The organism is Rheinheimera sp. UJ63 (genome assembly GCF_021568285.1).
Lineage (GTDB): Bacteria > Pseudomonadota > Gammaproteobacteria > Enterobacterales > Alteromonadaceae > Alishewanella > Alishewanella maricola.
Genome location: NZ_JAKGTQ010000001.1, coordinates 148,916 through 168,316, shown reverse-complemented (window position 1 = coordinate 168,316; position 19,401 = coordinate 148,916). Strand labels below are relative to the sequence as shown.

Below are 19,401 nucleotides of genomic sequence, written 5' to 3'. Positions count from 1 at the left end.
GCCGGCTTTATTTTTTGAAGAGAGAACACCATGTCGTTGCTTAGTGATAATCAAAGTTTAGCCCGTTTTTGTTTGCAGGCAGCAGAGCAGCCTAGCTTAGCGGTTGATACTGAGTTTATCCGGCAAAGTACCCTGTCACCGAAGTTAGGGTTAATTCAATTATTTGATGGCCAGCATTTTGCGTTGGTTGATCCTCTGGCCATTGATGATTGGACGCCATTACAAACTTTGTTTGCAGCGCCGCATATTTGTAAAATTTTGCATTCTTGCACCGAAGATTTAGAAGCTTTTGCAACCATTAATATTACGCAGATCACTCCCTTGTTTGACACTCAACTTGCAGCGGAAGTGATCGGTTGGGGTGGGAGTATTGGCTATGCTCGTTTGGTCGAGCAAATTACCGGTGCGGTGATCGATAAGAGTGAAGCGCGTACCGATTGGTTGGCCAGGCCATTAGCGCCCGCACAGCTAGCGTATGCTGCGAATGATGTAAAATACTTGCTCGATGTGTATCAACGTTTGCTCACTGAATTTAAAACCCCGCAGCAGCTCGAAGTTTTACTCGCAGAAGGGCAACAATTATTGCAACGTCGCCAGCATCAATTGCCTGATCAATTTAAGTTTTTAGAGATTAAAAACAGTACCCAATTAAATAGTCGTGAATTAGCGGTATTACGTGACATCGTAAGTTGGCGTTTTCAGTATGCCAGTAGCAAAGATCTGGCACTGGGCTTAGTGGCTAAAGATGCTCAGTTGCTGGAATTAGCGAAACGCCGCCCGGCCACCCCAGAAAGTTTATTGAATATACCCGGCATGGCGACACGTGATATGCGTCGACATGCCAAACTATTAGTGGAGTTAATTCAGCAGGCGAAAGCGTTAGCGCCAGAGCAGTGTCCACAACGTTTTTATCATCTTGACCGTTTTGCCGGAGAAAAGGTGGTGTTAGCTGAACTGGGGCAGGCGGTGAAAGATGCCGCTGCCAGTAGTGGTTTGCCCGCCGCATTTTTGTCAACCCGTCGGCAATTACATGAGTTTTTTAATTGGTGTTGGCGGGTGTCCGATGAGCAACGTGCACAATTACCGATCCCTGAATATTTACGAGGCTGGCGTGCAGAGCTACTAAAACCGTTTTTACCCAAACCAGCACATGTCGACTTTTAAGTTAACTGGTTAACAACGTTCGTTAACGCTAAATAGATTTATGTAAAAAATAGGTGTTTTTTTTCGATATTTGTCAACTTTTTCGATTGATCCCGCAATTTTGAGACGGCGTAAATTTTCCCGCTTATCAATTAAAAGGGTATTAATGATGAAGAAAATATTAACACTTTCCTTAGCTTCTGTGGCAATGCTTTCTCTAAGTGCTTGTAACAGCAGCAACGATGATGAAACCATCACACCACCAGGTCAGCCAGCTGCCGTTGCCGATGCTACCTTGAAGTTTGTACATGCCTCGTCAGATGCACCTGATGTCAATATTCGTTTTGGCGCGAACGCAGTATCGGGTTTGGCTTATGCACAGAGCTCTGCAAATTTCAATGTGACTCCGGACACATACCAAGTTGCGGTTGATGCCATTTTACCGGGTAATAGCACCGCTACAGTGATTGGCCCATTGGGTGTGACGTTAGCCGAAGCGACCAACTACCACGTATTTGCTGTTGGCTCTGTAGCAAATGAAACCTTAGAACCGCTAGTGGTTAACTCTGACGTTGCGCCACTGGCTGCGGGTAACATCCGTGTACAAGTCGTGCATGCGGCCTCAGCAGCACCCACTGTGGATGTGCATGTTACTGCGCCAACGGATGCTTTAACCGCACCCTTAGCAACTCTAGATTATAAAGATTTTACTGCGCCGGTAGATGTGCCAGCAGGTAACTATCGTGTCCGTATTACACTACCTGGCCAATCTACCGTTGTATTTGACTCAGGTACTTTAGAGTTAGCCGCAGGCACGGATTTAGTGGTAGCGGCAATCAATAACCGCTTATCAGGTGCTTCACCTGTCTCATTGTTAGCGGTTGCTCCAGATGGCAGCTTCTTTGATGTGGCTGATGCTAACACCACTTCTTCAGTGCGCGTCGTACATAACGTCTCTGATGCACCTGCTGTTGATGTTATTGTGAATGACAGTATTGAACTCGTTTCGGCGTTATCTTTTCCAGACTTTACTGATTATGTGGGTGTTGATCCAGATACCTACAATGTCAAAGTTGCCGCAGCTGCAGATAACAGTATAGTGGTTATCGATGCAGATCTGACCTTAGATGCAGGGGCGTTTTACAGTGTGTTAGCCGTGGGTTCTTTGCAAAATGATACCATTGAGCCGTTAGTGTTAGCGGATATGCCACGTCGTGTTGCCACTGAAGCACAAGTGCGTATTGTGCATGGGTCTACCTTAGCCGGTCCTGTTGATATCTATGTTACTGCTACTAATGATATCAGCGCTGCCACCCCTGCGTTTGCAGCTGTGCCATTTAAAGCCGACACCGGTTATGTATCGCTAGCTGAAGGTACTTACTTTGTTACGGTAACACCCGCGGGTAGCAAAACGGCTGCTATCGGGCCGTTATCATTAGACTTAGCTGCCAATAAGATTTACACCGCCGTAGCTCGTGATGGAGCAGGTTTAACCGGTAATGTGGGTTTGATTTTATTAGACGATTTTAACTAAGTCGTTATTGAAATACTTTTCCCTGTATCTTGAGCGACTAGCTTTGGCTAGTCGCTTTTTTTTGCCTAAGGTCTGCATTATTTAAGCTATTGTTTATATTGATGTAACGCCCTATCTTTCACTGCCGTGTTTATGCAGCAGCTAACAAGCTGGCAGGGTTTAGCGCAGATAGAGGCAGACGCATCCCAGCGTTCTGCGTATAATCAGCCGCTAATTTACGGGGTGGTTATGTCGTTAACGCGTGAACAAAAACTCGGTGGTGTATTTGCTGCCAGTGCTTATACCTTATGGGGCATTGCCCCGTTATACTTCAAACAGATTGATTATATCCCGGCTGCGGAAATTTTAATTCACCGTATCGTTTGGTCATTTCTGTTATTAGCTTTGGTGATTGTCGCACTGCGCCAAGTACAAAGCACGTTTAGGGTGTTTCGTCAGCCGAAAATGTTGGCTAGCTTATTGTTGACTGCGGTATTGCTGGGTGGCAACTGGTGGTTATTTATTTGGGCGGTGAATAATAAACACATGCTCGATGCCAGCTTAGGCTATTACATTAATCCGTTGCTGAATGTGCTACTAGGTATGGTGTTTTTGGGCGAGCGTTTGCGTAAATTACAATGGCTGGCGGTATCGCTGGCAGCGGCAGGTGTGTTGTGGCAAATCATCAGTTTTGGTGCTTTGCCTTGGGTCGCTTTAACCTTGGCGTGTTCTTTTGCGATCTATGGTTTGTTACGCAAAAAATTGGCGGTCGATGCCATTACCGGTTTGTTTTTTGAGTCTTTATTGTTAATGCCACTGGCGCTGTGGTATTGGAACACCTTCGCAGAGAGTTCAGCCGTTAATTTGTTAGACAACACCTTGGCGTTAAACGCTTATCTTGTGGCCGCGGCCTTTGTGACCACGATCCCTTTGCTGTGCTTTATTGCTGGTGCGCGTCGCTTACGCTTGTCAACAATGGGGTTCTTTCAATATATCGGTCCAACCTTTATGTTTATCTTTGGTGTTTGGCTTTATCAAGAGCCGTTTGCGGCCGAGCGCTTATTTACCTTTAGTTTTATTTGGGCGGGGCTGATTTGTTACAGCTATGATGCTTGGCGTAACTCGCGCCAATCGCGAAAAGCCAACTTAAACAAGCTATAAAAAAGCCAGAGCATGGCTCTGGCTTGAGGTATCTTTCAGGCGGTTACAACCGCTAAACGGGGTTTAGTCCGCCAGCTTCATTTCTGTGCTGATCACGACACCATGCTCGTTGACACCAACAGACATGCCAATTTTCATATCTGATTGCAGCATCGATTCAAGCTCGGCAGGCATAGGTTGTCCTGACATGACAAACATTTCACCCAGTGCGGCAAAGAACTGTTGATAATCCATACCAAAAGCAATCATGCCGTTTTTCTTTAAGGCTTCTTTAGCAATCACCTGTGCTTGAGCGGTAGCTTTATCACCCACATACAACAAGAGGTGATTACCGCTTAGCTTTAGCCGTACATCTAAATTAAGCATAGCGACGGGTGGGAAAATATCCGCCACGGCAATATCTTCGCCATCAGCTGGCAGCGTAATATTCGCCAAAGGCGGTAACATCGCTTTGGCATTCGCTAATAAGGTTTGTGGATTATCAGCCGACAAGGTTACTAAGGCATCAGCCGCTTTTGGCTGCCCTGTGTTCATGTCGATGCTAAAGCCATTAATGGTTACTGAAGCACCTTGCAAGCCATTGGCAGCCATACCGGCCATGGCTAACATCATCATAGGGTTTTGCGCTTTCATTTGCTCTTGTATCGCCACAAGTGGCTCACAGCTAAGCGTCAGATCTGTCATGCCAGCCCACATTTTACTAATAGCGGGGGTCAGTTGGCTGATCTCAGTGCCCATGGCTAGGTAGAACATGGACGGGTGGATCCCACCCGCTAAGCTCGACGGGATAAAGCCTTGCATACTCTGCATGCCTTCTAAAGCAATTTTGCTTTCTGTAGGCCAAAGCATCGTGCCGCTCATATGTAAACCGCTGTTATCTTGCTGGGCAATTTTGGCATCCATCACTAACCCTGGCCAGGTTTTCGCCAGCATGGCAGCATCAGTACGACAGGCATCGCTGTGCCACACTTCAAGCGCAGCAGGTAGGCCATCTGTAAAAGTTAACTGCAAATCTTTAGCTAATTGATTGCCATCGGTAGTGGTGAAAGCTAAAGCCAACTGTTCGGTACTTAAAAAACCAATACCATCTTGATGCAGTTGATATTTCTTGCTCATTTCGGTGAGCTTTTGGCTGTTACCTAAATTTTGTGCAGGCTTACTTTGCGCTAAACTTTGCGCGCGGTGCTCAGCCGATAATTGCGTGTTGTGTAATACCACCGTACCCCAGCCGCGATCAATACTGACCAACAACTCTAAACCAGGCATGGCATCACCTAACGGGTAAACCTGATAGCTGTGCTCGCCTAATTGGCGTTGTTCAGAGACGACGCCGCTTTGGGTCGCGGCGCGCTCAAAGAAAGCTTGAAAGGCTAAAGCGTCAGACACTTCAAAACGCACCACCGGTGCCGCGCCAACTAAATAACTCAGCGAGCGTGTTTTGGCCATAATGCCGGTGTTGGCAACAAAGGTTTCTGGTGACGTTAATACGGTCAGGTAGTCTTGAAATAAGGCTATGGCAAATTTCAATGCTGGCGAGCCATCCTCAGATAATGCGGCCATCGCTTGCTGCATTTCGTCAGAATTATATTGTGCCGGTGACATACCGAGGCTTTTTAAATAAGACACGATATCTAGAGCAGTAAACTGGCCAGAAAACAGCGCGGTATCTGCAGGAACGTAGTCTAGCTCGGTAAACGAACTCGCGCTGGTCGATGATTGATTGAGGGCGAAATAGCCAGCGACGCCTGCGGCAACGATAGCGGCGGCAATAAGGGTCTTGCGCATTGTCTGCTCCTTTGACATAGAGTTAGGATAAAAAGCGCTACTTAGCGCTTATCATCGGGGAAAGTAACGTTTAGCTCGAGTACTGACAGTTCATCACTGCGTTGTTCCAGTGACACGGCAATTTGGTCTGCAGGGATATCGACATATTTACGAATGACTTCTAATATATCGCGTTCCATTTGCGGCAAGTAATCTGGGCCAGAGCGTCTTTTGCGCTCATGAGCCACAATGATTTGCAGGCGCTCTTTGGCCGTGCTGGCGGTATTTTTTTTAGTTGAACGAAAATAATCCAGTAGCGACATTAGTTATCCTCCAAAAATCCTTTTGATAAAGCCCTTTTTCTCAACGGTCAGAAAACGGAATGGCCGTGTTTCGCCTAGCAGGCGTTGTACGGTATCTAAATAAGCCTGACCAGCATCACTGTCTTTATCTAAAATAACGGGTTGGCCTGAGTTAGAGGCATTGAGCACCGCTTGAGATTCAGGGATCACGCCTATCAGTTCGATGGCTAAAATCTCTTTGACATCTTCTACGCTCAGCATTTCGCCCTTTAACACGCGCTCAGGGTTATAGCGGGTTAATAGCAAGTGCTCTTTAATGCCATCTTTACCATGCTCGGCGCGTTGTGATTTGCTGGATAGCATACCGATAATGCGATCAGAATCGCGAACTGACGACACTTCAGGGTTGGTCACCACGACCGCTTCGTCGGCGAAATAAAGCGCCATCATTGCGCCTGATTCGATACCCGCTGGCGAGTCACAAATAATAAAATCAAAATCTTCAGATAATTCTTTCAGTACACGCTCAACACCATCACGGGTTAAGGCGTCCTTATCGCGCGTTTGCGATGCCGGTAAAATAAACAAGTTTTCTACGCGTTTATCTTTAATCAGTGTTTGTTTTAAATTCGCTTCACCGTTGATAACGTTAACAAAATCATAAACAACTCGGCGTTCGCAGCCCATAATTAAATCGAGGTTACGCAAACCAATATCAAAATCGACGATAACGGTCTTTTTGCCAGCCAACGCTAAACCGGTACCTATCGCTGCGCTGGAGGTGGTTTTACCGACACCGCCTTTGCCCGATGTAACCACAATAATCTTTGCCATAGTGACGATCCTTACACTAATTCTGAAATGACTAAGCTCTCGTCCTGCCATTTAATGCAGGCCGGTTTGCCCCAAAATTCACCTTGCAGACTATCGCTAAGCCAGTAGTTTCCAGCTATCGACACTAATTCTGCCTGCATATTAAAACAATACACGCGTTTGCTATGATCACCATTAGCTCCCGCAATGGCTTTACCCCGAAGGGAGCCATAAATATGGATGTTGCCATCGGCAATCACTTCAGCGCCGGCGCCAACGGCACCTTTGATAATCAGATCTGCGCCTTTAGCATAAATTTGTTGGCCTGAACGAACTGTTTGTTCAACCACTTTGCTGTCCATGGTGCTCTGTGGTACTTGCGGTTGAACGGCTTTTTCAACGACGGCTGCAGCCGCTTTGACCGGCGCTTTACCGGCTTGTAGTACGGCTAAGCCCGCTTGTTGCGCTGCCGTTTTTTGCTCATTATTGGCACCGGTTACACCAACCAGTACTAAATTTAATTTGGTAAATACCTGTTTTAACGCAACAAAGTCAGGCTCATTCCGATTATCTTGTAGATTTAATACGATAGGCGCCTGATAAAAGAAGCCCGGTGCTTGGGCGAGTTTTTCAGCGAGAAGGGGCTCAAGGGTATGAATGCTTAGATCAGTACAATGTAACACGGACAAAGGGAACAAACTGCCCTTTAACTCTAAGGTGTGTTCAGACATAAAAATTCAGTGCTTTTGCTATTATTATTACTGCCATTGCAGCGTTATTATTTGCGTTACCGACGAGCGGCGCCATTACGCAAGACCTGAGCTTCATGTTATAGTCTTGCTATCTGTTAGGCAAGTTAGTGAAGTAGTTTTATTCTATGTTATGCGCCATTTATCGTAGCCTGCGTAAAGAAGGCACTTATCTGTATATTGAAAAGCGTGATGACTTCGAAAAGGTCCCCGCTTTATTACTGCAAAGCTTCGGTAAGCCGCAACTGGTTACCTTGCTCAATTTAGCTAAACGGGAACATTTAGCCCAAGTTGAAATCGAAAAGGTGAAAGCCGCTTTAACCGAGCAAGGCTACTATTTACAATTACCGCCCCCACCAGAAAATTTGCTGGCAGCACATAAAGCGTCTAACGCGTCTTCGCTGCAAGAATAAAGGAGAGAAGTATGACAGGATTAACATGGCGTCGCCTGACTACCGCCGCGGGCTTATGGCTTTGCAGTTCAGTGGCACTGGCGAATACTGAGGTGGCTCAATCTACCGAAGTGGCTAAACCCGACTTTGCCAGCTATACCGCGGCCTTAAAAGCAGAAGCAGCAACCAAAGGCTATGATGCTGCTTTATTAGATGCCGTATTCTCCAGCCTGGAATTTCATGAGCGGGTGGTGAGCGCCGATCGCAGCCAGCCTGAAGTGGTTGAAACGCTCAACACCTATTTACCAAAGCGGGTCAGTGAAATTCGCATTCGTATGGCGCGCGAGCGTTATCAACAATACCTACCGCAACTAGAACAAATTGGCCAACGCTATGGTGTACAGCCACGCTTTATTATCGCGCTTTGGGGTTTAGAAAGCAGCTTTGGCCGTTTTATGGGCACTTATTCCATTCCCTCTGCTTTAGCCACCCTTGCCTATGAAGGGCGTCGCGAAACCTTTTTTCGCCAAGAGTTTTATAATGCGCTAGATATTCTGGCCGAAGGCCATATCACGCTCGAAAACATGAAAGGCTCTTGGGCTGGCGCCATGGGGCAAAGCCAATTTATGCCAAGTTCTTTTATGGCTTATGCCCAAGATGGGGATGGTGATGGTAAAAAAGATATTTGGACTAACGAGCTGGATGTTTTCGCTTCTATCGCCAATTATTTAAAAAACCAGGGTTGGGATAACAACAAAACGTGGGGGCGTGAAGTGTTACTGCCGGCCAATTTTGATCCGAGCCATGCCATTCAGCGCGGCAGCTTAGCCCGTACCGAGTGGTTAAAACGTTGGGATGCCTCTGAGCGCAGTGTGATGCAATGGCACAAACTGGGTGTCACCCGTTTAAATGGTAGCGCTTTACCGAAAAGTGAGCAGCCGGCGGCATTAATTATGCCTGACGGTGAAAAAGGTCGTGCCTTCTTAGCTTATAGTAATTACAAAAGTTTAATGCACTGGAATCGTTCTTATTATTTCGTAACCAGTGTTGGCTATTTGGCCGATCTGATTGTGGCAGAGCAGGGCTAAACATGTATCAACATCTTACGATGGCCAACGTCGATATCGCCTTACCTGTGGGTAAGGTGGTGTGTATTGGTCAAAATTATCAAGACCATATCGCCGAAATGCAAAGTACCACCGCTCCCGAAGCCTTGTTTTTTATTAAACCGGCCACGGCGCTGGTGCCATTAGCGCCGCAATTTAGTATCCCGCAGCAGCAGGGCGAGGTGCATAACGAGCTCGAAATCGCGGTATTGATTAAAAGCCGATTATGCAAAGCCGATTATGCCACAGTTAATGATGCAATCTGGGGTTACGGTTTGGCTTTAGATTTGACGCTGCGCCAAGTGCAGGCCAAGTTGAAGCAACAGGGGCGTCCTTGGGAAATCGCCAAGGGTTTTGATGGTGCTTGTCCGCTGAGTGGTTTTGTTCCTAAAAACCAAGTGCAGCATCCGCAACAATTAGATTTTAGCTTATCGGTAAACCAGCAGCTGCGCCAACAAGGCAATAGCGCCAATATGATCCGTGGCATTAATCAGTTAATCAGCGAAATGAGCCAGCATTTTACTTTGCTACCCGGCGATGTTGTTCTAACAGGTACGCCTGCAGGAGTAGGGCCATTGCAAGATGGTGATGTGTTAACGCTAGAGCTCGCTGACTTTTTCTCGGTAACAACGCAGGTAACCGCATAAATGGCTTTAACAGAGAATTTTTGGCAGCACAAACCGCTGGCCGAGATGAATAATGAAGAATGGGAAGCCTTGTGTGATGGCTGTGCTAAATGTTGTTTGAATAAATTTATCGATGATGACGAAAGCGAAGGTCCTACTGCAGTGTTGCATCAAGATGAGCAAGTGCATTTCAGTAATATTGCCTGTCGCTATTTAAACAGCCATAAATGCGAATGTACCGAATACACGCAACGCACCGTGCTGGTGCCTGACTGTATCAAACTCACCAAAGATAATTTAAAAGATATTTTTTTTATGCCGACCAGTTGTGCCTATCGCCGTTTACATGAAGGTAGAGGCTTACCGTCTTGGCATCCGCTACTTAACGGCGGTAAAAAAAGCTTAATGCATAAAAAACAAATGTCGGTACGCAACAAAACCATCTCCGAAGATCAGGTCGATATGGACAAGTTCGAAGATTATATTGTTAGCTGGCCATTGAATGACTTGGATTAAGCATGAGTGTAGAGCAATCCATTATTGCTGAAAGCGACTTGCTGCAGCAATTAAGCGGCTATTTAAATCCAACCGTCATCCAGCTAGGGTTATCGGTTTTGACTGTGCTGGCTTATATTTTGATCAGTCGCCGCCTCGTGCCCGTTATTTACGGCTTACTAAAAGGCCGGCGGATGCGTCCGGACATGAATAAACGGGCATTGGTGGTTTTTCATATCTTATTGTTGTTAGTGTTACTGGTGATGCTTAGCATCGTTTGGGGCGTCGACATTCGTGGCTTATTGGTGTTGGCTTCATCGATCATTGCGGTAGCCGGTGTCGCCTTATTCGCTTCATGGTCATTAATCAGTAACGTTACGGCTTTCTTTATCTTACTGGGGCAAAAAGACTTTGCTGAAGGCAGTAAGGTGCGCATTATTGATGGTAATAATGCGTTAGAGGGCGATATTGCAGAAATTCATTTATTCAATACGGTGCTGAAAACCACCGATAATGAGCGCATTATCTATCCAAATAACCTGATCATCTCGCGACCGGTGGTAATTGTTAGCGTTGCACCGGCTAAAAAGCGGCGTACCGTGGATGTCATGGCAAAAGCCGAACGTTGGCGACAGAAAAACCTACAAACGCGCCCAGTTAACCGAATTAGCAAGTGACAGTACTGTTGAATTTAGGTAGATTGAAAAAATCCAATGATTACAATAACGCAACGGCTGGATGCGCTTAAAACAGATTAAACTTGCCGGCTTTAAATCCTTTGTCGATCCGACCACTGTGCCGTTTCCTGAAGCGATGACAGCGGTGGTTGGGCCTAACGGCTGTGGCAAATCAAATGTTATTGATGCAGTACGCTGGGTGCTGGGCGAAAGCTCGGCCAAGAATCTGCGTGGCGATGCCATGACAGACGTTATTTTTAACGGTTCGGCCCAGCGTAAACCCGTCGCTCAAGCGTCTGTAGAATTAGTCTTTGAAAACACGCAAGGCCGCTTAGCCGGTCAAATGGCCGATCGCAGCGAAATTGCCATAAAGCGTTTGGTCACCCGCGATGCACAATCCAGCTACTTTTTAAACGGCAGTAAATGTCGTCGTCGTGATATTACCGATATCTTTTTAGGCACAGGGCTAGGGCCTCGTAGTTACGCCATTATTGAACAAGGTATGATCTCGCGGCTGATCGAATCTAAGCCGCAAGAATTACGGGTGTTTATTGAAGAAGCGGCGGGGATTTCAAAATACAAAGAGCGGCGGCGCGAAACGGAGAATCGGATCCGGCATACGCGCGACAATTTAGATCGTTTAGCCGATGTGCGTGATGAATTAGCCAAAAATATCGATAAGTTAAAACGCCAAGCCACTACCGCTGAGCGTTACAAAGAACTGAAAGCGCAAGAGCGCAAATTAAAAGCTGAGGTGACAACCATTAAATGGTTAGCATTTAATCAGCAATTAACCGGCCTTGAGCAACAACTGGCGGCAGAAGAAACTGAACTGCTTAAGTTTGAAACCAGCCAGCAAGGCGATCAGCGCATCTTAGTGCAATTAAAAGAGCAGGCGGTAGAGGCACGTACTTCGCAAGAGCGCTGTCAGCAGCAATATTATCAGCTCGGTGCCAGTATCAGTAAGTTAGAGCAGCAAATTGTCAATCAGCAGCAGCAACAGCAGTTTTTGCAAAGCCAACTCCAACAAAAACGAGACAGCTTGCAGCAATTTAGCCAACATCAACAGGCTGATCAGCAGCTATTAGCCGATTACACGGCGCAACTGACGCAATTTGAGCCACAGATAGCGCTGTTAGAGGATCAGTTAGCCGAAGTTGACGAGCAGTTACTGTTGGCTTCACAAGCGTTACAGCTGCAACAACAACGCTTTGAACAATGGCAAGAGCAACGTTTTAGTTTACGTCAGCAACAGCAACAATTGATGATGCAGTTACAGCATCTCGCGCAGCAGCAACAGCAAGTATCAGCACAATTGCAGCGGCAGCAAGCACAGCTCGAAGCCATTGACGAGCAAGCATTAAGCTTGGCGTTAGCCCAGTTAACCGAACAAGAAACCGTACTAGCTGCCGCCGTTACTCAAAGCAGTGCGCAACTCGCAACCTTGCAAAGTACCTTAGCTCTTGCAGCCGAACAACGCGAGCAAACACAACAGCAGCTGCAGCAACTGCAAAATCAATGGCAGCTGGTGCATAATGAAGCTCAGCGACTCACGGCGATCCAGCAATCTTTACCGAGCCCAGCACAGCAGGTTTTACAACAGTTGGAATTAGCCGAGGGTTGGGCGCTTGCTGTAGCCTTTGCCTTAGGCGAGTTACAACATGCGCAAATTGGCTCTGCTGCTCAGAATGAAGCGCAAACCTATTTAGACGCTGCAGCGCAAAGTGCCGTGCCCGGTACCTTAGCCGCCCAGGTGCTTAGTGGGCCTTATCCTGAAAGCTTTCAACATATTTTAGTTGCAGAGTCGTTGGCGCAGGCCAAAGTGATGCAAACCCAATTAGCTGCGGGGCAATCTGTGATTTGCCCGCAAGGGATCTGGCTGGGACAAAACTGGGGGCAATTACCCAGCGCCAATGCGGCCGACAGTGCTTTATTGCGCCAAGAGCGTTTACAGCAATTAATGGCTGAACAGCAAAAATTAACTGCTGCACTGGCCGAGGCCGAGACGACGGCTCAAACCGCAAAACAGCGCTGGCAAGACATACATAGCCAATGTACGGCGTTACAGCAGCAATTAGAACAGCAAAAAACCGCTTGGCAGCAACAGCAAACCGCTGTGCAGTTAAAACAACAAGCTTTAGCGCAGCGACAACAGCAACGGCAGCAATTTGTTGAAACCATCGCCGCGTTACAGGATGAGCTGGAGCTACTTGCAGCTAGCAGCGAGCCTTTACGCGATCAACAAGAGGTGGTTGCTGAGCAATTAAGTGAGCAACAAGCTGAGCAATCAGAGTTTGAGCAGGCCGTGCAACAGGCTCGGCAGCAAGAAAGTCATTTACGTGGACAAAGCGAGCGGTTACGCCAACAATTACTAGAGCAACAAATGCAGCAAACGCTTTGTCAGCGTCAGCAGCAAAGCCTTGCCCAGAATCTCAATCGTGCCCATGAGCAACAGCAACAATTACAATCGCAAATTGATGCGTTAACCACACAACTGCAGCAACAAGCCGATCCAAGCGAGCTGTTACAAGCACAGTTGCAGGAAAATTTAGGCTTGCATGTGGATGCTGAGCAGGCTTTGCAACAGGCGAATGAGCATTTATCGACGATTGAGCAACAAATTCGTGCCCTAGAGCAAGGTCAATCAGGTATAGTGCACTTAGTCGCGCAACAGCAAAAGAAACTGGAGTCGTTGCGCTTAGATGCTGAGGGTTACCGAGTTCGTGCTAACAATATGTTGGAACTCTTGCGAGAACAGCAAGTCATCTTAAAAAGTGTGTTAGCGGATTTACCGGCAGACGCGCAAGAGTCCGTATGGCAGCAGCAACTGGATAAAACCGTTGATGCGGTATCCCGACTTGGCGCTATTAATTTAGCCGCGATAGAGGAATATCAGCAACAAGCTGAGCGCAAACAGTATTTAGATGAACAACATGCCGATTTAATTGCGGCACTCGATACGCTGGAAACAGCAATGCGAAAAATTGATCGGGAAACACGGCAACGCTTTAAAGAGACCTTTGAACAGGTCAACCAAGGGTTGCAGCAATTGTTTCCTAAAGTCTTTGGTGGCGGTAGCGCTTACTTAGATTTAACCGATGAAGACTTACTGGAAACCGGTGTGAGTATCATGGCGCGACCGCCGGGTAAAAAAAACAGTACAATTCATTTATTATCCGGTGGTGAAAAAGCGTTAACCGCTTTATCATTAGTATTTTCAATCTTCAGGCTTAATCCTGCGCCATTTTGTATGCTGGATGAGGTCGATGCACCATTAGACGATGCCAATGTGGGTCGATTTTGTAATTTGGTGCGCGAGATGTCTGAAACGGTACAATTTATCTACATCAGCCACAATAAAATTGCGATGGAAATGGCCGCGCAATTAATGGGGGTGACTATGCAGGAACCCGGCGTCTCTCGAGTGGTGGCGGTTGATGTAGACGATGCTGTCAAGCTGGCAGTAGCCTAAGAACAGTGAAAGGTATAAGAAATGGCTAGCGACTTGCGTATGGTTTTAATTATTTTAGGTGCCCTGGTATTGGGCGGCTTATTTTTACATGGCTTATGGACGGTGCGTAAAAACAGCTCGAAAACGCAACACCGTTATCATCCAGAAGAAAATACCAAGGATGACACGGCTGAAGGCTTTGATGAGTTAGGCGTAGGCCCTGTACGAGTGGTTAAAGGGGCGGCTGCGGCTAAAAAGCCGGTAGAGTTAAAGCGTTTTAATACGCCTCGACCAGAGCCTAAACCGCAGAGCCGGCCCATTGATGTGCAGCGCCCAGCAGAGCAAAACGATTTATTTAGTGAGCCAAAAGAGCCGAGTTTAAATTTTTCAGCCATAGAGCAAGCAGAGCCGAGCGTATCGGCTGTCGATGACTTTGATTACGAGAACGAGGTTGCGACAGACAGTGCTCACAGCAGTAGCAGTGCCAGCGAGTCTGAAGCGTCGTCATCAGAAGTGTTGATTTTGTACGTGCTGTTACCCGAAAACAAAGAGATCCAAGGCCAAGAATTACTGTCAGCCTTAACGCCTTTAGGTTTTAAATACGGTGATATGGATATTTTCCATCGTCATCAAGACAGTGCCGGTAATGGCGAAGTATTATTTAGCCTCGCCAATATGTTTAATCCGGGGACCTTTGCCCTGGATAAAATGGAACAACTGTCGACCCGTGGTTTAAGTTTATTTATGACCTTGCCAGGGCCAGGTGAGCCATTGCAAAACTTTAACTTAATGAATAACGCTGCAAAAAAATTAGCAGAAGAATTTGGTGGTCAGGTGTTAGATGGTCAACGTAGTGTATTAACAGTACAAACGGTACGACATTATGTTGAACGGATCCGTGAGTTCCAACGGCAGCGTTTGATCCATCGTTAAGTTGATATCGAATACCCTAACGGCAGGTACTTACCTGCCGTTTTTCGTCGAGAGTTAAGCCCGCTTATGAAACCAACAGCTGAACAGCAATGTGCTGCTATCCGCCAACAACTGGCAGACTATAATTATCAATATTATGTGCTGGATGCACCGACCGTCCCTGATGCGGAATATGATCGTCTGTATCGTGAGCTGCAACAGCTAGAGCAACAGTTCCCTGAATTCATTACCCAAGACTCACCGACACAGCGGGTGGGCGGTGCACCCTTGGCGAAGTTTTCGCAGGTACAGCATCGCTTACCGATGCTATCTTTAGACAATGCCTTTGCCGCCGAAGATCTGAGCGCCTTTACCAAGCGCATGCGTGACAGGCTGGATCTCAGCGGTGAGTTTAGCTTTTGTTGTGAGCCAAAACTGGATGGTTTAGCGGTGAGTATTCTCTACGAAAACGGTCAGTTAGTACAAGCAGCAACACGCGGTGATGGTTATACCGGCGAGGATATTACTAGCAATATCAGAACCATTAGAGCCATTCCATTACAGCTAAAAGGCGAGTCGATCCCGGCAGTGCTTGAAGTGCGGGGTGAGGTGTTTATGCCGCTTGCGGGGTTTGCCCGCTTAAATGAACAGGCACGGCAACGCGGTGATAAGTTATTTGCCAACCCACGTAATGCCGCTGCTGGCAGCTTACGCCAGTTAGATCCGGCCATCACTGCCACTCGACCACTGATGTTTTACGCCTATGCCGTTGGGCAAGTTGAAGATCCGACACAGCTGTTAGATAGTGCTTGTCATTATCAGCGTTTGCAGCAATTAAAACAGTGGGGCTTACCGGTCTGTCCGGAAATTCAGTTAGTGACGGGTGAGTCGGCGGTGCTGGATTATTATCAGCAGATCTTAACGCGACGTGCCGAGTTGGCTTATGAAATTGATGGCGTGGTGATTAAAGTCAGTAACTTAGCGCAGCAACAGGCTCTGGGTTTTGTTGCGCGAGCACCGCGCTGGGCCATTGCTTTTAAGTTTCCAGCCCAAGAAATGCTAACCACCTTACTGGATGTCGATTTTCAAGTTGGCCGCACCGGTGCCATTACGCCTGTTGCCAGACTTGAACCGGTGTCGGTGGGCGGCGTTACCGTCAGTAATGCGACCTTGCATAATCAGGATGAGATTAACCGTCTTGGTGTGCAAATCGGTGACAAAGTGATTATTCGCCGGGCGGGAGATGTGATACCACAAATTGTCGGTGTGGTGTTAGAGCAGCGGCCTGAGCATACTGTGCCGGTGCAATTCCCAAGCCGTTGTCCAGTTTGTCAGGCGCATATCGAACGCGTCAGTGGTGAAGCCGTGGCACGTTGTAGCGGCGGTTTAAGTTGTCAGGCACAGCTAAAAGAATCGTTAAAGCACTTTGTGTCGCGCAAAGCGCTGGATATTGACGGTCTTGGCGATAAGCTCGTGGAACAATTAGTCGATCATGCACTGGTAAAAGCACCGGCCGATATTTTTGCCTTAGATATGCCGTCTTTGCTGGGTTTAGAGCGGATGGCCGAAAAGTCAGCATTAAAGCTGTTGCAGGCGATTAAGCAGGCTAAAACCACGACCCTAGCGCGCTTTATTTATGCTCTAGGCATTCGTGAAGTCGGTGAGGCGACTGCGCTGAATTTAGCCACGCACTTTGCATCCTTAGATGCCTTAGCGCAAGCGAGCAACGAGCAATTATTGGCGGTCAGTGATGTCGGTTCAGTAGTGGCAGAGCATCTGGGCCATTTCTTTGCTGAGCCACATAATCAGGCCGTAGTAGCCGATCTGCTGGCCCAAGGTGTGCACTGGCCTGCCATGAGCAAAGTTGCAGCAACGGAGCAGCCCTTAGCGGGGCAAACCGTGGTGCTGACCGGAACCTTACAAAGCATGGGCCGCGATGAAGCAAAAGCGTTATTGCAACGCTTAGGTGCCAAGGTCTCGGGCTCGGTTTCTGCCAAAACACATGCGGTGGTTGCCGGAGACAATGCCGGTTCGAAACTGGTAAAAGCCAATGAGCTCAATGTGCCCGTGTGGGATGAAGCTGCTATGCTGCAATTGTTTCAGCAACATGGGCTTGTCGATGCGTAATCTATATTTGCAGTGTGGGCAGTAATGGCGATGTTATGTTGGCGAGGCAGCTGATGAAAGAGTGGCCATTATTAGATAAATACGGTTTAGTCCCTGTACCGATGCGTTTATATTGGTTACTGATTTTATTGCTGCGGCCTTATCTGAGTTGGGTCTTGGTGTTAACCGTACCTGCGCAGCAAAAAGACATGTTGAAACTGTTTTATCCGCAGCAGCAAGATTTTCTGATTGCCTGCTTATTGGCGTTACCCGTTTTACTGGTTGTTGCCGCCTTGTCGCAGCGCAGTGATAAACGTCATGCCGGCTGGCGGCATGTCTGGCGTTTTGGTTTACCCATTTTACTGCTTTGTTGTGGTGCTGATCTGGCCTATACGCTGTATGATCTGCCGGCCGATGCCATTTTAGATGCCCCATGGCGTTTGTTTACCGTAGTAGGGCTAGGGCTAGGCTTTGCCTGGCTGTGTCGCTCGCGTACCTTACCAGAGGTGTTTCGAGAGTGGCCGTTACCGGTTACTAAAGATTAGCGGCCGGTGTCAGTTTATGTTTAAGTTGATCATAGCGCTGTTGCTGATCGGGTTTTAACATCGCTTGCTCAATAATTCGCTGGCACTGACGTAATAACTTATTTTGCTCTTTTATCGGGCACAACGGCCGCGGTGAAGTCAGAATGGTTTGCCACAAGTTTAACGCAATACCCGCATTTCTAGGCATCACCTGATGGGCTAATGAGAACGCGGCGAATGCCTGCTCCCAATGTCCACGTTGATATAACTGCACCGCACTGTTGTTGAGTTCGCGTGGGCCCAGTTGCATTTGTTTGCGCTCGGCTTTTTCTTGTTGTAAATAAGCATTTAACATCGGATCCGCTTGGTTTTTCAGACAATAATCACTGATCTGCTCAAACAAATGTTCGGCATTTTCAGTTAAGCCTACTTCATGCATCGCTTTAGCTTTATCCAGCGCATCTTCTAACGAATGAATGGGCGTATCGACTTTTAAACTACGCAGTAAGGCTTTGGCCTTTTCTTTATTATCTTGTAAATAATGCAACCGCGCTTGAATGATATGTTGCTGCTCAGACAGTTCATGCTTATTAAACTGTTTTTGTAAACTGACTAAGCTCTGGGTAGCTTGGCGATTTAAACGCACGTTCTGTTCTTCATCTTCACTGCTCAGCGCAAAATCAATACTGGCTCTGGCCAAATTGAGATACAAGTCGGGCTGTTCGAAAATTGAAAACCGTGCAAATTTAACCATGTCTTTTGCCGCACGGTATTGCGTTTCATAATCATGATTTAACCGCGACATATGAAACAGCTTTTGTTGGCGTAATAAATTGCGTGGTGCTAAATCAGCGGCATCAATCAGATGCTGCTGCGCTTCTTGATAACGTTTTTGTTTAAACTCTAATTCGGCAAGCAGATCTAAAGCAAATAAGCGGCTGTCTGAACGCATCAGCATCGCTTCTAATTCACTAAAAGCCTGCGACTCTTTATCCAATTTTAAATAGCAGCGCACCAAGCCCATGCGCGCCCAGTTAAAGGGTTGGATCGCCAGCATCGCTTGAAAGTACTGCTCGGCCTCTTTATAACGCGCCAAGTTTAATAAAATATCGCCCTTGAGCTTTAATAATAACGGAAACCACTTGCGCTGGTTGGCATCAGACAGTTGCTCATCAATAAAGCTTAGAGCGGCATCATGGTTTTGCGCATCTAATAATTGATAGAGTGGGCGAAGTTGTTCTTTACGTTTTAAGACCCGCTCGATACGCACCTGCAAGTCTTTAATGGCAAAAGGTTTTGCTAAAAACTCGTCGGGTTGCAGTTCGATAACACTGTGCACAAGGGTAGGATCGGTTTCAGCACTGATAAAAATGACACCGGTGGTGTATTTTTGTAAGCCATTAAATTTCAGTTCTTCGTATAGTTGGTAACCGTCTTTGCCTTCACCTTGGTTGTAAGAGCAAATAATCAGATCGTAATGATTTTCTCGACACAGGGTAAGGGCAAGTTGCGGCCGATCGGCCACCGTAATATCTTGATAGCTCAACTTTTCTAACGCATAGCGTAAATAGCTCTGTGACAAGGCTTGTTCGTCAATAATCAGAATTCGTTCATCGCGTTCTAGCGAGCTATCCATCGTTGGCAATAATCCTAAAGGTTAGTCAAAC

The 19,401-nt window shown here is 47.0% G+C and carries 17 protein-coding genes; 12 read left to right on the top strand and 5 right to left on the bottom strand.

The features are described 5' to 3' along the window. Window positions 1-30 precede the first annotated feature (30 nt). The 3 genes from rnd (at window position 31) to rarD (ending at window position 3,817) form a co-directional block, all read left to right on the top strand. Window positions 31-1,164 (top strand): ribonuclease D, encoded by a 1,134-nt coding sequence (rnd, locus tag L1N97_RS00735; RefSeq protein ID WP_236128539.1) that lies wholly within the window; start codon window positions 31-33, stop codon window positions 1,162-1,164. A gap of 145 nt (window positions 1,165-1,309) precedes the next feature. Beyond that, on the top strand, window positions 1,310-2,677 hold the full coding sequence (locus tag L1N97_RS00730) for a DUF4397 domain-containing protein (protein ID WP_236128538.1): 1,368 nt from the start codon (window positions 1,310-1,312) through the stop codon (window positions 2,675-2,677). A gap of 228 nt (window positions 2,678-2,905) precedes the next feature. Next, window positions 2,906-3,817 carry an EamA family transporter RarD gene (gene rarD / locus L1N97_RS00725; RefSeq protein ID WP_236128537.1) on the top strand — a complete coding sequence of 304 codons (912 nt, stop codon included), beginning with the start codon at window positions 2,906-2,908 and terminating at the stop codon, window positions 3,815-3,817. A 63-nt stretch (window positions 3,818-3,880) separates the two neighbouring features. Here the strand turns inward: rarD and L1N97_RS00720 are convergent, their stop codons facing one another. From L1N97_RS00720 to minC, 4 genes are read right to left on the bottom strand one after another with little or no spacing between them, the layout of a single operon-like run. Continuing rightward, entirely contained in the window at window positions 3,881-5,602 is a 1,722-nt protein-coding gene (locus tag L1N97_RS00720; protein WP_236128536.1) for a hypothetical protein, read from the bottom strand. A gap of 41 nt (window positions 5,603-5,643) precedes the next feature. After that, window positions 5,644-5,904 (bottom strand): cell division topological specificity factor MinE, encoded by a 261-nt coding sequence (minE, locus tag L1N97_RS00715; protein WP_226749891.1) that lies wholly within the window; start codon window positions 5,902-5,904, stop codon window positions 5,644-5,646. Between the two features lie 3 nt (window positions 5,905-5,907). Beyond that, window positions 5,908-6,717 (bottom strand): septum site-determining protein MinD, encoded by an 810-nt coding sequence (minD, locus tag L1N97_RS00710; RefSeq protein WP_229585014.1) that lies wholly within the window; start codon window positions 6,715-6,717, stop codon window positions 5,908-5,910. Window positions 6,718-6,728: 11 nt separating this feature from the next. Further along, window positions 6,729-7,427 (bottom strand): septum site-determining protein MinC, encoded by a 699-nt coding sequence (minC, locus tag L1N97_RS00705; protein WP_229585015.1) that lies wholly within the window; start codon window positions 7,425-7,427, stop codon window positions 6,729-6,731. Between the two features lie 146 nt (window positions 7,428-7,573). Between minC and L1N97_RS00700 the strand changes: the two genes are divergently transcribed. From L1N97_RS00700 to L1N97_RS00660, 9 genes are all read left to right on the top strand, one after another. Further along, window positions 7,574-7,858, top strand: coding sequence for a YcgL domain-containing protein (locus tag L1N97_RS00700; RefSeq protein ID WP_229585016.1), 285 nt, complete (start codon window positions 7,574-7,576; stop codon window positions 7,856-7,858). 11 nt (window positions 7,859-7,869) lie between these two features. Next, complete coding sequence (locus tag L1N97_RS00695; RefSeq protein WP_236128535.1) at window positions 7,870-8,925, top strand: lytic murein transglycosylase; 1,056 nt, start codon at window positions 7,870-7,872, stop codon at window positions 8,923-8,925. Window positions 8,926-8,927: 2 nt separating this feature from the next. Continuing rightward, window positions 8,928-9,590 carry a fumarylacetoacetate hydrolase family protein gene (locus L1N97_RS00690; protein ID WP_236128534.1) on the top strand — a complete coding sequence of 221 codons (663 nt, stop codon included), beginning with the start codon at window positions 8,928-8,930 and terminating at the stop codon, window positions 9,588-9,590. Continuing rightward, complete coding sequence (locus L1N97_RS00685; protein WP_226749897.1) at window positions 9,591-10,085, top strand: YcgN family cysteine cluster protein; 495 nt, start codon at window positions 9,591-9,593, stop codon at window positions 10,083-10,085. 2 nt (window positions 10,086-10,087) lie between these two features. Then, the gene (locus tag L1N97_RS00680; RefSeq protein WP_236128533.1) at window positions 10,088-10,741 is read left to right on the top strand and encodes a mechanosensitive ion channel domain-containing protein; all 654 of its coding nucleotides are present in this window, start codon (window positions 10,088-10,090) and stop codon (window positions 10,739-10,741) included. Between the two features lie 61 nt (window positions 10,742-10,802). Then, window positions 10,803-14,213 (top strand): AAA family ATPase, encoded by a 3,411-nt coding sequence (locus L1N97_RS00675; RefSeq protein WP_236128532.1) that lies wholly within the window; start codon window positions 10,803-10,805, stop codon window positions 14,211-14,213. A 21-nt stretch (window positions 14,214-14,234) separates the two neighbouring features. Then, on the top strand, window positions 14,235-15,125 hold the full coding sequence (gene zipA, locus L1N97_RS00670) for a cell division protein ZipA (protein ID WP_236128531.1): 891 nt from the start codon (window positions 14,235-14,237) through the stop codon (window positions 15,123-15,125). Window positions 15,126-15,191: 66 nt separating this feature from the next. Further along, the gene (ligA, locus tag L1N97_RS00665; protein WP_236128530.1) at window positions 15,192-17,231 is read left to right on the top strand and encodes an NAD-dependent DNA ligase LigA; all 2,040 of its coding nucleotides are present in this window, start codon (window positions 15,192-15,194) and stop codon (window positions 17,229-17,231) included. Between the two features lie 53 nt (window positions 17,232-17,284). Beyond that, entirely contained in the window at window positions 17,285-17,755 is a 471-nt protein-coding gene (locus L1N97_RS00660; protein WP_229585023.1) for a DUF2919 family protein, read from the top strand. On the opposite strand, the gene L1N97_RS00655 is transcribed toward L1N97_RS00660, so the two are convergent. After that, window positions 17,745-19,370 carry a response regulator gene (locus tag L1N97_RS00655; RefSeq protein ID WP_236128529.1) on the bottom strand — a complete coding sequence of 542 codons (1,626 nt, stop codon included), beginning with the start codon at window positions 19,368-19,370 and terminating at the stop codon, window positions 17,745-17,747. The two genes, L1N97_RS00660 and L1N97_RS00655, sit on opposite strands and share 11 nt — an antisense overlap. Window positions 19,371-19,401: the final 31 nt, after the last annotated feature.